At 57.3% G+C, this 14,738-nt stretch carries 13 protein-coding genes; 11 read left to right on the top strand and 2 right to left on the bottom strand.

Going from position 1 to position 14,738, the window contains the following annotated elements; all coding sequences use genetic code 11:
* Positions 1 to 12 precede the first annotated feature (12 nt).
* Positions 13 to 1,863: an SLC13 family permease gene (locus E1297_RS42715; protein ID WP_155149208.1), complete on the top strand. Its 1,851-nt coding sequence runs from the start codon at positions 13 to 15 to the stop codon at positions 1,861 to 1,863.
* 240 nt (positions 1,864 to 2,103) lie between these two features.
* Here the strand turns inward: E1297_RS42715 and E1297_RS50595 are convergent, their stop codons facing one another.
* Positions 2,104 to 2,322 carry a GDCCVxC domain-containing (seleno)protein gene (locus E1297_RS50595; RefSeq protein WP_244328095.1) on the bottom strand — a complete coding sequence of 73 codons (219 nt, stop codon included), beginning with the start codon at positions 2,320 to 2,322 and terminating at the stop codon, positions 2,104 to 2,106.
* Positions 2,323 to 2,804: 482 nt separating this feature from the next.
* Complete coding sequence (locus E1297_RS42710) at positions 2,805 to 3,671, bottom strand: LysR family transcriptional regulator (protein WP_155149207.1); 867 nt, start codon at positions 3,669 to 3,671, stop codon at positions 2,805 to 2,807.
* Positions 3,672 to 3,781: 110 nt separating this feature from the next.
* Here E1297_RS42710 and E1297_RS42705 point away from each other — a divergent pair, with 110 nt between their 5' ends.
* The 10 genes from E1297_RS42705 (at position 3,782) to E1297_RS42660 (ending at position 14,700) form a co-directional block, all read left to right on the top strand.
* Entirely contained in the window at positions 3,782 to 4,975 is a 1,194-nt protein-coding gene (locus tag E1297_RS42705; RefSeq protein ID WP_155149205.1) for a TauD/TfdA family dioxygenase, read from the top strand.
* Positions 4,972 to 6,081: a 3-isopropylmalate dehydrogenase gene (gene leuB / locus E1297_RS42700; protein ID WP_155149203.1), complete on the top strand. Its 1,110-nt coding sequence runs from the start codon at positions 4,972 to 4,974 to the stop codon at positions 6,079 to 6,081. The genes E1297_RS42705 and leuB overlap by 4 nt, the downstream gene beginning before the upstream one ends.
* 131 nt (positions 6,082 to 6,212) lie before the next feature.
* A complete protein-coding gene (locus E1297_RS42695; RefSeq protein ID WP_155149202.1) occupies positions 6,213 to 7,313 on the top strand; it encodes an MHYT domain-containing protein in 1,101 nt (366 codons plus the stop codon).
* Positions 7,314 to 7,452: 139 nt separating this feature from the next.
* The gene (locus tag E1297_RS42690) at positions 7,453 to 8,286 is read left to right on the top strand and encodes a xanthine dehydrogenase family protein subunit M (protein WP_155149200.1); all 834 of its coding nucleotides are present in this window, start codon (positions 7,453 to 7,455) and stop codon (positions 8,284 to 8,286) included.
* A 14-nt stretch (positions 8,287 to 8,300) separates the two neighbouring features.
* Complete coding sequence (locus E1297_RS42685; protein WP_155149197.1) at positions 8,301 to 8,795, top strand: (2Fe-2S)-binding protein; 495 nt, start codon at positions 8,301 to 8,303, stop codon at positions 8,793 to 8,795.
* Entirely contained in the window at positions 8,792 to 11,209 is a 2,418-nt protein-coding gene (locus tag E1297_RS42680) for an aerobic carbon-monoxide dehydrogenase large subunit (protein WP_155149196.1), read from the top strand. The genes E1297_RS42685 and E1297_RS42680 overlap by 4 nt, the downstream gene beginning before the upstream one ends.
* Positions 11,210 to 11,262: 53 nt before the next feature.
* Positions 11,263 to 12,129 carry a MoxR family ATPase gene (locus E1297_RS42675; RefSeq protein ID WP_155149195.1) on the top strand — a complete coding sequence of 289 codons (867 nt, stop codon included), beginning with the start codon at positions 11,263 to 11,265 and terminating at the stop codon, positions 12,127 to 12,129.
* Positions 12,129 to 13,316 carry a VWA domain-containing protein gene (locus E1297_RS42670; protein WP_155149194.1) on the top strand — a complete coding sequence of 396 codons (1,188 nt, stop codon included), beginning with the start codon at positions 12,129 to 12,131 and terminating at the stop codon, positions 13,314 to 13,316. The genes E1297_RS42675 and E1297_RS42670 overlap by 1 nt, the downstream gene beginning before the upstream one ends.
* A gap of 12 nt (positions 13,317 to 13,328) precedes the next feature.
* Positions 13,329 to 14,141 carry an XdhC family protein gene (locus E1297_RS42665; RefSeq protein ID WP_155149193.1) on the top strand — a complete coding sequence of 271 codons (813 nt, stop codon included), beginning with the start codon at positions 13,329 to 13,331 and terminating at the stop codon, positions 14,139 to 14,141.
* Positions 14,142 to 14,247: 106 nt separating this feature from the next.
* Positions 14,248 to 14,700 carry a CoxG family protein gene (locus tag E1297_RS42660; protein WP_155149192.1) on the top strand — a complete coding sequence of 151 codons (453 nt, stop codon included), beginning with the start codon at positions 14,248 to 14,250 and terminating at the stop codon, positions 14,698 to 14,700.
* Positions 14,701 to 14,738 lie beyond the last annotated feature (38 nt).

The following is a 14,738-nucleotide window of genomic DNA, read 5'->3' as shown; positions in this document are numbered from 1 at the left end:
TAGGACTATGTAATGGAGACCTTCGGCCTTACGACAGAAATGATTGTCGTATTGATCCTGTTAGGCGTAACCGTCTTCCTCTTCGTCTCTGAGATCGTTCGGGTCGATGTGGCAGCTATATTGATCATGGTCACCTTGGGAGTGCTTTCGGCCATACCCGGACTGCAGGGTCTTGCCGATCCCCGGCATCTGTTTGACGGCTTTGCAAGTAACGCGGTGATTTCAATCATTGCCGTCATGATCATCGGCGCCGGGCTGGATCGGACCGGTGTCCTGTCACATGTGGCCCGCTGGATCATGCGCGTGGGCGGTGCAACAGAGACCCGGATCATGTTGCTGATTTCGTCGATTGTGGGCGCAATCTCATCCTTCATGCAGAACGTCGGCGCCGCGGCCTTGTTTCTGCCGGTCGTGTCGCGCATTTCGGTGCGATCCGGCCTGTCAATGTCGCGGCTTCTGATGCCGATGGGGTTTTGCGCCATTCTGGGCGGGACCATGACAATGGTTGGATCGTCACCCCTGATCCTGCTCAATGATCTTATCCTGACTATCAACAACTCGCTGCCTGCTGAGCAACAGATGGAGACCTTTGGCCTGTTCGATGTCACGCCAGTGGGTGCAGCATTGGTCGTGACCGGACTTGTTTATTTTACCGTGATTGGCCGCTTTCTGTTGCCGACAAGGCAGGATGTTGGCGGTGCCGAGGGTCTCAGCGTCGAAGACTATCTCAACGCAACCTACGGGATTGTTGGAACAATCCATGAATTGACGCTGCCAGAAGAACACGAACTTGCGGGGCAGACGGTCGATGAAATCCAGCGCAGCAACCATATCCAGATCATTGCTGTTCAACAGGGTGCAAACACCATCATGGCACCGCCGCGCGACATGGTTATCGAAGTTCCAGGCGCGTTGGCGGTCATTGCGGATGCTGAAACGCTGAAACAATTCACGGCGCGGTATGGTCTTTCCGCGCTGAAAAAGCTGGATCGGTTTTCAGATGCTTTGGAGCCGGGTAAAGCAGGTATTGCCGAGGTCGTGATTCCTCCGGGGTCCGGTATGATCGGCGAAACGGGGCGGTCAAGCTGGCTGCGCAAAGTCTATGGCTTGGCCCCGCTGGCGATTTACCGGGGCGGTGAGACGCTTTCCAGCGACCAGGAAGATATTGGTGAAATTCCGTATCTGGCTGGTGACACGCTGGTGTGCCACACGCCGTGGGACGCGCTTGTGAGGTTAGAAAAGAACCGGGATTTTGTTGTCGTGACCTCGGATTTTCCACACGAGGAACTGGTTCCTCAGAAAGTAGGTTGGGCTTTGTTGTTCTTTGCGATCACACTTGGGCTGGTACTATTTTCGGATTTGCGGTTGTCGATCTGCCTGCTTGTCGGGGCCGCGGGTATGATCGTCAGTCGCGTTCTGACGATAGATGACGCTTACAGCGCCGTCAGTTGGAGCACGGTGTTCCTGCTGGCCAGCCTAATACCTCTCGGGGTCGCCGTGCAGTCGACAGGAACGGCTGAGTGGATTGCACAGCAAGTGCTAAAACTTCTTGGCGACGCCCCGATCTGGGTGTCTCAGGCCGCGATTGCTGCGCTTGCGACCGTGTTCACACTGTTGATGTCCAATGTCGGCGCAACAGTTCTTCTGGTGCCTTTGGCAGTGAATGTCGCAATCGGTTTGGGCGCCGATCCCGCGCTATTTGCAATTACCGTGGCGTTGGCGACCTCAAATTCGTTCCTGATCCCAACCCATCAGGTCAACGCACTGATCATGGGACCGGGTGGATACTCTGTTGCAGACTTCTCAAAAGTGGGCGGTGTCATGACACTGCTGTTTCTGATTGTTCTAGTGATCGCCGTTTAACGAGTTCGATCAGCTAGGCTGGACATGGCTGAGCGCGGGTGAAACCGAGCATCGAGCGGAACCGATATTTGGTGTTCGGGTTTCAGTCCTTTACATCTGCGTCGGCATCCTAGGCGGGTCTTGAAATCGCGCACGTGATCCGAAACCCGGATACATTTGAGCGTTCATCATCCGATATAACGGGTTCTTCAGTAAGCTGTAGTGATAGCTTTGAGGACGGGCGTGATCTCATGGCGAGGATCACCCACAACAACTCTTTCCCTCTTGGATCGGTGGGCAGGCGACGGTCCCATAAGAGCAGAAAACGCAGCAATCCCCGGGCAACGGCTTCAAAATGGTGCGGCAAGCAGCGCACTCGTAGAACCACTGGCACGCATCGGTAGGCATGGTTTCGACGGTTGAATGGCCGCACTCAGAACAAGTGATTTTACTTTCTAGGGTCACATTCAGGTCATTCATATTGTCACTTTGGAGATACGAGACAGACGTGAATACGGGCTTCGTAGAACACGATAATCTAGGTCAAGGCAGTTGGTATACTGGTTTCAGTGAGCGTATCCATTTAGATGCGCCAATGTTTTCTTTATGTATTTCCAATACTCAAGCAATCAGCACCATGATAAAGACTATGGCGAGCAGGTAGGAATTCGCTGCCGCAATCTTTCCGAACACATCCAGCCAACCTCTGCCCTGGCCGATGATCTAAACGGCAATAGGCGACCTGCAGTGAGAAGGACGCACAAGTGCAAACAGGCCCATTGCGCCAATCAAGGTGCAGCTTGAGCCCGTGGCGCTTGCTCCCATTCGTGCTGCTATGCATCCCCTAGTAGCTGAGGGTTGATATGAAAAATGTTCGCATAACCGCGGTTGGTGAAGCATCAAGGCATGGCGGGGCACCGATAGAGACAATCCGCTACTACAAAAGAATTCTGTCATGCCGCCTAACTCAATTTCTCTTTTGCTCGGCTCCTTACCCAATCAGCGAATAGGTTGGCCATTGGTTGAGCATCAGAGTTAACCTCAAGCCGGTAGCCCCGGTTGGAGCGGACAGACTTTGTTCCTACGTGAACGAGCCGCCCTTGTTCGAAGAACTTGTCAACAAACGGTAAAAATCCGATCGCAACCCCCCGCCCAAATGCTGCAGCTTCGAGAACGATGTGTGGTTCTTCCAGTACTTCCCCGCGTTCAGCATATTCCGCTGGAGCACCTGTAGCAGAAAGCCAGTGGCGCCATGCGGTGCGATCACGGTAGTGAATTGGTGGTAGCTTACCTTCCCAGAAATTTTCACCGACGTTCAGACCGGGTGCTGCAACAGGGACAGCTTTGGTGTTAAAAAGCAGAGTTGTTCCGGTCGCAGGATCATCCAATTGGGCCCATGTGATCGAAACATCTGCCAAGCGCACATCCGGCTGCCCGATCACATGGATCAAATCCACTCGCAATCCGGGATGCTGGGCCTCGAACGCGCCGATCCTCGGTAGCAGCCACTGCGATGACAGATAAGGTCCAACCGAGACGCGCAGCACCTCCTGGGTCGTTAATTTGCCAGTGATTTCTTTGAGTTCATTCCAGATCACTGCGGTAGCACGCGCCAGCTCGGCGCCATCCTGCGTGAGTCTGACTTCTCGCACGCGACGCTCGAACAACCGTTTTCCAATGGCGTTTTCAAGCGCCGTAATGCGGTGGCTGACAGCCGAGGGTGTCACGTTCAGGATTTGAGCCGCGCGGGAAAAGCTCAGGCTTTCGGCGGCATGATGAAAATAGACCAAGGCACCTAGATAAGAGGGGTCTTTGGGATCGGCCAGCATGTGAATTCCATAAGTGAGCTTAGCTCAATCTTCCTGTGTTGAATTCGAATTTGTCAAACAAAATCGAAGTAGTCCTTATTGCAGACAGGAAACCCACAGGGAACAGACCAATGCCAACCGCCCGCCACAGCATTCGCTCCGCCGCCACCGAAAATGGCCATTTGAACGTAGTCTGGGAAGACGGCCACGAAAGCCGGTTTCATCCCATCTGGTTGCGGCATCAATGTTGGTGCCCGGACTGCGGCACTCCGGAGACCGGTGTTCGCGGGATTCGTCTACATCACATCGACGAAGGGATCTCGATCCAGAGTGTCGGGGTGGAGGGCAGTTCCGTTCACGTGATCTGGCCAGACGGACATCGATCCGAATATGGCGCGCGCTGGCTGCGCAATCACTGCTACTCTGACGCCGAGCGTGCCCGCAGGCGGGTGCAGCCAATCCTGTGGGACAGAACTCTTGGCGACAATCTTCCGATTGGATCGCTGACCGAGGCCGAGGCTGATTCGACCGCCCGTTTGAAAATCCTTGAAACTGTGCGGGACTATGGGTTTTGCAAGATCGTGGACGCGCCCACCGATCAGGCCGAAAGCCAGCGAATGATCCAACTGGTAGGGGCGCAGCGACAAACACATTACGGCACCTATACGCTGAAAAAGAAAAAGACCGTGACCAATGTTGGTGATACTAGCGGTCCGTTAGATCCGCATGTGGACGAACCGTATCGCTATGCCGCGATTGGCATCACTGTGTTTCAGGTTCTGCGACCCAGTTCGAACGGAGGCGCTTCGATGCTGGTTGACGGGTTCGAAGCCGTCCGGCGCCTGAAGGAGAAGTGGCCCGAGGACTTTGATCTGCTCTGTAACATGCGGGTGACGTGCCAGCGCTTTGACCCCGGTGACAACAGCCATGGCAACATGCGCTGGTACAAATCCCGTTTACCGATCATTCAGCGGGATGATCAGGGTGAGGTTTGCGGTGTACGGATGAACGAGCGGCAAATCTCTCCGCTGGATGTTCCCGCGGATCAGGTGGCCCTGGCGTACCGCGCTCTGAAGAGGCTCTTTGACCTGCTGTATAGTGACGATCTGCGCCTCACGCTGGATCTGAAGGCGGGAGAAGGGCTGTTGTTTGACAATCAGCGGCTGTTGCACGGTCGAACCGGGTTCACGCCTGAAACGCCGCCGCGTGCAGTCCTGACATCATCGGTCGATCTGGACGACTTTCATTCCAGCCTGCGTCTGCTTCAGCGGGACCTGGACTCCGATGCCATGCATATGGTGCTGCAGCAGGGGATGGCGGGATGAATGGCCCATTCAAGGTGCTCGCTCTTGGCGGTGACCACATTGGCCCCGAGGTTGTCGCCAGCGGGCTGGAGGTGTTGCGCCAGGCTGCCAATCAATTCGATGTCGCGGTCGACATCGGCGAAGATCTTCTTGGCGGTGCGTCCTGGGACGTGCATGGAACGTTCTGCACGGATGCGGTCGTCGCCAAGGCGCGGGCCGCGGACGCTATTCTGGTCGGCGCAGTGGGCGGGCCGGAATGGGACGACATCAGGATTGACAGACCCATTACCGAAACCGATGGCCTGACCCGTCTGCGGATCGAATTGGACGTGTACAACGCCCTGCGTCCTGTGCGTGCCTGGTCGGCGCTCTTGCCGCAGACACCGTATCGGCCAGAGGTCGTGGAGGGGGCTGATCTGCTGGTTGTTCGGGAAAATTCAGGCGGCATCTACTATGGTGAACCTCGCGGGCGCGAGGTGCTGAATGACGGCCAAGTCCGCGCTTTTGAGATCAGCGAGTACCGCACGGCAGAAATTGAACGCATCGCCCGCTGTGCCTTTGAGGCAGCGCGCGGACGGCGAGGGTATGTGACCTCTCTGGACAAGTCCAACGTGATGGAGAGCGGCAAGCTCTGGCGTGAAACGGTGGCGCGGATCGGGCACGACGAATATCCCGATATCGAGCTCAACCATTTGTTGATGGACTACGCACTCTTTGCTGTGGCGCGCGCGCCTCGGGACTTTGACGTACTGCTGGCCGACAACCTGTTCGGGGATCTCATCTCGGATCTTATCGCTGTGGTTTCCGGATCGCTGGGGATGCTGCCTTCTGCGACGCTTCCTGCCGCTGTTCGGGCTGGACATCCGGTCAAGGGAGGGCTCTACGAGCCGACCCATGGCAGCGCGCCGGATATCTCCGGACGAGGTATCGCTAACCCGATCGGCGCGATCCTGTCTGTGGCGATGATGTTTGAGCACGGCTTTGGGCATCTTCACGCAGCGCGTGCGATAGAGCGAGCAGTGGATAACGTTTTGTCAGCTGGGCTGCTGCCGCCGGACTTGGGTGGGGTGGCCGACACGGCCGCTATTACGCAATCGGTTTTGAGTAGTTTGAGGTCTAACACTTAATGACCGGAACGGCCCGATTGGTCGTCATTACCAGCCAGAGACAGGCTGATCCCGTCCAATCAGAGTAGATTGTACCATGAATTGCAGTTTGCTAACTTCATGCACGCGCTGGGGAGGGCGTGCATACCATAATGTTGGACTATTCGCATAACGCGTGGCTCGTGGCGGCCTCATTGGCCGTGGCGCTGATGGCTGGGTTTACCGGCCTCTATCTGACACATGGCGCGTCCAAACTTGATAACCAAAAGCGAAAGTTCGTTGTTGCGCTTGCAGCCGTCATTCTGGGCGGGGGCATCTGGTCGATGCATTTTGTTGCGATGCTGGGATTGCAGCTGCCGATCCTGTTCTACTACGACGCGTTGGTTACCCTGATTTCAGCTTTGGTTGCCATTCTGATGGTTGGTTTGGCACTATTGCTATTACATTTCCGTCCCAGAACCATGCCAACCATTGTGGGGGCCGGTGTTATTGTCGGGCTGGGCATCGTGGTAATGCACTATGTCGGAATGGCGGGGATGGAGCTTTGTCGACCGGTCTACAATGCGCTCGACGTGGTAATTGCGACCCTCGCCTCTGTAGTGCTGTCCGTGCTTGCAATCTGGGTTGCTTATGACAACCGGACACAGCGCAATATTCTGCTTGGAACGGTCTGTTTTGGTTTGGCCGTGTTTACTATGCATTTTGTGGCGACCGGTCTGACTGATTTTGTTGCCAGTGATAACGCCAGTGGGGCCGGACCTGCGCTGAACAACCAGGTTCTTGCCATGGGCGTTACTATTGCAGTTTTCCTGATCTGCGGGGCGTTTCTTCTGACAGGTGTTACCTTCCTTGGATTTGAGACAGAGGTAGCAGCACAACCTGACACGTCTGAGCCGGAACCCAACGCGCCAGTTCAGATGCGTGCGGGTGTCCCTTTCGAGCGAGAAGGGCAAACGTTCTTTAGTGAATCCGGCAAGATCGCGGCCATCCGCGCCGAGGGGCACTATACCGTTCTTTATATCGGGTCCGAGAAGCTGTTCTGCCCCTGGTCGATTACCGAAGCCGAAAGCCGCCTGAAACCGGATGGCTTCCTGCGGGCGCATCGTAGTTATCTGGTAAACCCGAAACATGTGACAAGTTTCGAGCGACACAAGGATAATGGCACCTGCTATTTCGACGGAATCGACGCGTTGACAAAGGTTCCGGTCAGCCGATCCCGTCTAACGGATGTCCGAGAGGCACTGGGTCTCTGATCGTAACTCGTGCAGCTTATTCGCAACTCGTGAAACAAGCGACGCGCCCCGTTCCCGCCTGCTGGAACGGCTGATCTCGTCGTCTTTTTCTTACCCTAGGTCCCCCAAGGCATTTCGTCCGGACCCAGGGAGGAAAAACATGATACCAGCCGGTTTTGAGTATCACCGGCCAGGCGACATCGCCTCGGCCATAGGTATTTTACAGGAACACGGAGATGAAGCGCGTGTGATCGCGGGCGGGCACAGCCTGATCCCGATGATGAAGCTGCGCATGGCCGAGATGGGTCATCTGGTTGATCTGCAGGCCATTGAGGAACTCAAGGGCATCGAGGTCGGCGCTGATACCGCGACACTTGGCGCGATGGTGACCCAGCATGAACTGATCACCCATGACGGTCTGGCTTCGGCCATTCCGTTGATCCGAGAGGCGGCATTGCAGATCGCTGACCCTCAGGTGCGTTATGTGGGCACAGTCGGAGGCAACGTCGCCAACGGCGACCCGGGCAACGACATGCCAGGGCTGATGCAGTGTTTGAACGCGACATTCGAGCTTTCCGGTCCTGATGGCAGCCGCAGTGTTGCGGCTCGGGAATTCTATGAGGCCGCTTACTTCACTGCGCGCGAGGATGAGGAAATCCTGACCCGGATTTCGATCCCCGTGCCAGGCTCCGGGGTGGGTCAGGCGTACGAGAAGCAGAAACGCAAGATCGGCGATTACGCGACGGCCGCAGCTGCGGTGATGGTTGGCAACGGTCAGGCCTCGGTCGCGATGACCAATCTTGCGGACACGCCCGTCTGGTCCGAAAGCGCAAGCAATGCGCTGGCCGACGGAGACGTCAGCGGCTGCGTCGCCGCGATGCTTGAAGCAATCGACCCGGTGGCCGACAATCGCGGCCCAGTCGAATTCAAAAAACACGTGGCCGCTGTGATGCTGCGCCGTGCCATCGACCGTGCGCAAAGCCGCGCGAGTTGAGGGGAGGAACAACAATGTCAAAAATGCACGTCAAACTCACCGTGAACGGCAAACAGGTCGAAGGTCTGGCCGAGCCGCGCACGCTGTTAATCCACTTCCTGCGGGAAGATCTGAAAATCACCGGCCCCCACATCGGGTGTGAAACCAGTCATTGCGGCGCCTGCACCGTGGATATTGATGGCAAGTCGGTCAAATCCTGTACGACATTCGTGGCGCAGGTGAACGGAGCCGATGTTACCACTGTCGAAGGCCTGACCAATGACGACGGCAGCCTTGGTGTTCTGCAAGAGATGTTCCGCGAACATCACGGGCTGCAGTGCGGTTTCTGCACGCCGGGCATGATCACCCGCGCGCATCGCCTTCTGCAGGAAAACCCGAACCCGACCGAGGAAGAAATCCGCTTTGGTATGGCTGGAAACCTGTGCCGCTGCACCGGATATCAGAACATCGTCAAGGCGATCTCGGCCTCGGCTGACATGCTGAACGCTCAGAAGGAGGCTGCGGAATGAACGATCAAACCATGACCCCCGAAGAACGCGCTGCAAATCTCAAAGGGATGGGCAGCTCGCGCAAACGCGTCGAGGATGTGCGCTTCACCCAAGGCAAGGGCAACTACGTCGATGACATCAAACTGGACGGGATGCTTTTTGGCGCGTTCGTCCGTTCGCCTTACGCCCACGCTCGCGTTGTCAGTGTGAACAAGGACGCCGCACTGGCCGTGCCGGGTGTGGTTGCCGTGTTGACCGCCGAAGATCTGGCTCCGCTGGGTCTGCATTGGATGCCGACGCTGGCAGGTGACAAGCAGATGGTGCTGGCCGATGGCAAGGTTCTGTTTCAGGGCCAGGAAGTCGCCTATGTCGTCGCCGAAAATCGCTACATCGCGGCCGATGCGGCAGAACTGGTCGAGGTTGAGTACGAAGAACTACCCGTCCTGACCGACCCGTTCGAGGCGCTGAAATCGGACGTTGTCCTGCGCGAAGACCTTGCGGGTCAGACCGAGGGCGCGCACGGGCCGCGCAAGCATCACAACCACATTTTCACTTGGGAACAGGGCGACAAAGATGCGACGGAAGCCGTGCTGGGTGAGGCCGATGTCGTGGCCGAAGAGATGGTTTATTACCATCGGACCCACCCTTGCCCGCTGGAGACCTGCGGCTGTGTCGCTTCTATGGATAAGGTCACCGGCAAGCTGACGCTCTATGGCACCTTCCAGGCCCCACACGCGATCCGGACGGTTGTGTCGCTGATCTCTGGCCTTGCCGAACACAATATCCGGGTGATCAGCCCCGATATCGGTGGTGGCTTCGGTAACAAGGTTGGTGCCTATGCCGGCTATGTCTGCTCGGTCGTCGCCTCGATTGTCACCGGCCAACCGGTGAAATGGGTCGAGAACCGGATGGAAAACCTGATGTCCACCGCCTTTGCGCGTGACTACTGGATGCAGGGCAAGATCGCGGCGACCAAGGACGGCAAGATCACTGGCCTCTGGTGTCATACCACGGCGGATCATGGTGGATTTGACGCCTGTGCCGATCCGACCAAATTCCCGGCCGGATTCATGAACATCTGCACTGGGTCATATGACATCCCGACTGCTTATCTGGCTGTGGATGGGGTTTACACCAACAAGGCACCGGGCGGTGTTGCCTATCGTTGTTCCTTCCGCGTGACCGAGGCGGCCTATTTCATCGAACGGATGATCGAGGTTCTGGCCATCAAACTGAACATGGACGCGGCCGAGCTGCGCCGGATCAATTTTATCCGGAAAGATCAGTTCCCGTATCAGTCCGCGCTGGGTTGGGAATATGACTCGGGCGATTATCACACTGCGTGGGACAAGGCGCTGAAGGCCGTGGACTATGAAGGTCTGCGGGCGGAACAGGCGCAACGGATCGATGATTTCAAGGCTGGCAAGACGCGTAAACTGCTGGGGATTGGCCTAACGCACTTCACCGAAATCGTTGGGGCCGGACCGGTCAAGAACTGCGATATCCTCGGTCTGGGTATGTTCGACTCCTGCGAAATCCGCATCCACCCGACCGGCTCCGCCATCGCGCGGCTGGGGACGATCAGCCAGGGTCAGGGCCATGCCACGACCTTTGCCCAGATCATCGCCAGTGAGATTGGCCTGCCTGCCGATGACATCACGCTGGAAGAAGGCGACACTGATACCGCGCCTTATGGTCTTGGCACCTATGGGTCTCGGTCGACACCTGTGGCCGGTGCGGCAACGGCGATGGCCGCCCGCAAAATCCGCGCCAAGGCGCAGATGATCGCGGCTTACCTGCTTGAGGTCCACGATGACGACGTCGAATGGGATGTGGATCGCTTCGCCGTCAAAGGCGCGCCCGAGCGGTTCAAGACCATGAAGGAAATCGCTTTCGCTGCCTATAATCAGGCGATCCCGGGGCTGGAACCCGGCCTTGAGGCTGTCAGCTACTATGACCCGCCGAACATGACCTATCCGTTCGGGGCCTATATTTGTGTCATGGAGATCGACGTGGATACCGGTGAATGGGACGTCCGGCAGTTCTATGCGCTGGACGACTGCGGAACCCGCATCAACCCCATGATCATCGAAGGGCAGGTCCATGGTGGCGTGACCGAGGCGCTGGCCATCGCGATGGGTCAGGAAATCGCCTATGATGAGATGGGCAACGTGAAGACTGGCACTCTGATGGACTTCTTCCTGCCCACGGCATGGGAGACGCCCAACTACACCACCGATCATACGGTGACGCCGTCTCCACATCACCCGATCGGAGCCAAGGGCGTGGGCGAGAGCCCGAATGTCGGCGGAGTGCCCGCGTTCTCGAACGCGGTGCATGATGCATTCCGCCCATTTGGCCTTGTTCAGAGCCACATGCCGCATGACCATTGGCGTATCTGGAAGATCGCCAACGGTTTGGGAATGCACGTCTAACAGGAAAAGCCGCCGCGTCGAAACTTGGTGCGGCGGCAATCCGGGAGAATGGCATGAGCTTGCATGACATACAGCAAGGCCTCGCCGAGGTGGGCTATGTTGCCGACGACCGATTGGCTATGGCGTTGCATCTGGCGCAGACGCTTGGGCGTCCATTGCTGCTGGAAGGCCCGGCTGGGGTCGGTAAAACCGAGGTCGCCAAGGCGTTGGCAGCAAAGCGCGCGGCGCGGTTGATCCGGTTGCAGTGCTATGAAGGGCTCGATGCCAGCCACGCGATTTATGAGTGGAACTATCAGCGCCAGTTGCTGGCTATTCGCGCAAGCGAGGCACAGGGCGGCACCAGCGAGGCGCAGTTATTCACTGATGATTATCTGCTAAAGCGACCATTGTTGGAAGCAATCAGCGAAGAAGAACCGCCTGTTCTGCTGATCGATGAGATCGACCGCGCGGATGAGGAGTTTGAGGCTTACCTGCTTGAGATTCTGTCTGACTTTCAGATCACCATTCCTGAACTCGGCACCATCAAGGCGCGTTCGCGGCCCATCGTGATCCTGACGGCGAATGGCACTCGAGACCTGTCGGACGCGCTGCGGCGTCGGTGCCTGTATAGTTTCCTCGACTACCCGTCGCGGGAAACGGAAATGGCGATTCTGAAAGCCCGCATGCCCGAAGTCGAAGGGCTGCTGGCGCGCCAGATTGTTGGCGTCGTGCAGGCGCTCCGCAAAGAAGATTTGGAAAAGACCCCCGGCATCGCCGAGATGCTGGACTGGGCGGCGGCCCTTTCGGGGCTGGGTGTCAACGATATGGCGCAATCTCGTGAAGAGGTTCAGGCGACCCTTGTTTGCCTTCTGAAAACTGCCGCGGACTATGACGCTGCCCCGCCCGAAGTGATGGATCGCCTGATCGGAAAGGTGGCATAATGCAGTTCACCCGTTTCCCCTCTCGTGCGTCTGGTTTGGCGGATCGCATGTCCGGCTTCATCGCACATTTGCGTATGAACGGAATGCGTGTGGGACCGGCTGAAACGGCGGATGCGTTGGCTGCGCTGGCGGCGGTTGAGGCAACGGACGTCAGACAGGCCCAGCAGGCACTTTGCGTGTTGCTGGCTGGCGACGCCGACGATTGGCGGCGGTTCGATGACCTGTTCGAAGCCTATTGGTACAATTCAGAGAAGCAACGCACGGGAACCGCCCAAACGACTCATGTACGGGTTCAATCCGCAAGGCCGATGATCTGGCAGCAGGAAAACCAGGATGCTCAGGAAACCGAGACGGGTACGGACCAGGCCGCCGCACCTGATACCGATGATGGGGAGGCCGTGGGGAGAGACGGGAAGCTTATCGCAACCCGTACGGCCAACCTGTCGCGCCGGGATTTGCGTGAATTGATGGATGAAGACGCGCTGCGTCAGGCCGAACAAGCCGCAACCGCCATCGCACGCGCTATTCGCGACCGGCGCTCGCGCAGGCGCAAACAGGCGCTGCGAGGCCCTGCTTTGGATATGCGTCGCATACAGCGGGCCAGCCTTGCGCGGGGCGGAGAACCTATGGACCTGTACCGTCTCGCCCGACCTCCTCGTCCGATGCGGATCGTGGCACTGTGCGATGTCAGTGGATCGATGACGGTCTATTCGCGGGTTTTTCTGGCCTTCCTCAAAGGTCTGATTGGCAGTGGAACAGAGGCGGACGCCTACCTCTTCCACACCCGCTTGATGCGCGTCACGGATGCGCTGCGCGATCACGACTCCATACGTGCGGCAGGGCGGTTGTCGCTGATGGCCGAGGGATTTGGCGGCGGCACGGACATTTCGGGCAGTCTTGAGCACTTTCTGAACGGATACGGCGCGCGGGCTTTGAACGGCCGTACTATCGTGCTGATCCTGTCCGACGGGTATTGCAGTTCTGACCCGCAGGCCTTGGGAGATGTTTTGTCCCGGATACGGCGAAAAGCGCGACGGATCGTTTGGCTGAACCCGCTGAAAGGCTGGCGCGACTATCAACCCATCGCAGCTGCGATGCAGGTGGCTGAGCCCTATTTAGACGCGCATCTGCCCGCCAACACGCTGGCAGCGTTGGCGGCGTTGGAAACCGAATTCCGAAAACTGTGAAAGGACATGGCCATGGCAGGTTTCGATATTTTCGACACGATTGAGGAGTTACGCAGCAAAGATGACGCCTTTTGTGTGGCAACGGTCCTCCGTACAGCCGATGCCACCTCGGCCAAAGCTGGCGGTAAGGCGGCAATCACGCGAGATGGGCGGATATTGGGCCATCTGGGCGGTGCATGCGTACAGCGCGCCGTTCGTGCATCCGCACAAGAAGCATTTGCGAGTGGAACTCCGAAAATGATCCGCGTGAAACCCTCGGACAAGGTGGTGGCGATGGCAGATTCCGATGGTGTTCAGACTTTCAAAAGCGGGTGCCCATCAGGTGGCACAGTCGATTTGTTGATCGAGCCATATCAACACGCTCCGCGCCTGGTTATTTTTGGAGAATCTCCGATAGCCCGTGCTCTCGCGTCTCATGCAGTGTTGACCGGATTGCGCGTTTGTTTGCCTGGGGGTTCTGAAAGTTCGGTAGATTTTGTCAGCTTTGATCCTGACGATGTAACCGCATTGGGCGTCGAACCGCGCGACTTCGTTGTTGTCGCCTCGCAGGGGCAGGGGGATGGCGCTGCGTTGAAAGCTGCCTTGGAAACTCCGGCACGCCGGGTGTCCATGGTTGCAAGCCGCCGTAAGGCTCAGGTGTTGTGCGATAGACTGGTCGCACAGGGGTTGGCCCTTGAAAAAACCAAACGGCTCAAATCACCGGCAGGTCTCGATATCCGCGCCATCGATCCGCATGAGATCGCACTGTCGATCCTTGCGGAAATTATCCTCTGGCGAAATTCAGACAAATCCGAGGAGACTTCGCATGATGAAAAAATGGCGTGATTGGTTGCGCGCCTTCAGGGCTGCGCAACCCAAAATGACCCCGGAAGAAGCGACCGAAGCTGCGCTTCGCGTTTATCCCAGATGTTGTTGAGAAAAGGACCCTCAGATGGAACTAAATGACGAAATCCGCATCGCTGCCCCGCGAGATGTCGTGTATCGCGCATTGAACGATCCGGATGTGTTGCGGGAGTGCATCCCTGGTTGTGAGGAATTGATACAGCATTCTCCCGAGCATCTTGAGGCCAAGGTCGTGTTGAAGATCGGCCCCGTCAAAGCACGCTTCAGCGGGGAAGTGACATTGGACAACTCCAAAGCGCCAGAAGAGTTTTCCCTGACTGGTGAAGGAAAAGGAGGTGCAGCGGGATTTGCCAAAGGCGGTGCTGATGTTTCTCTCTCTCCGGATGGGGAAGAAACTGTGCTGTCTTACACAGCGAAGGTTGAAATCGGCGGAAAAATTGCACAGCTGGGCAGTCGATTGATTGCGGGTACGGCGAAGAAGCTCTCGGCCAAGTTTTTCGACAGGTTTGGTGAAATAGTCGCCGAGCAATTTGCCGACTAGAAGAGCTTGCCTTGCATTGTCTTGGACCATCGGCACAT

It is taken from the genome of Roseibium sp. RKSG952 (genome assembly GCF_009711355.1).
This window is presented reverse-complemented; position numbering and strand designations above follow the sequence as displayed.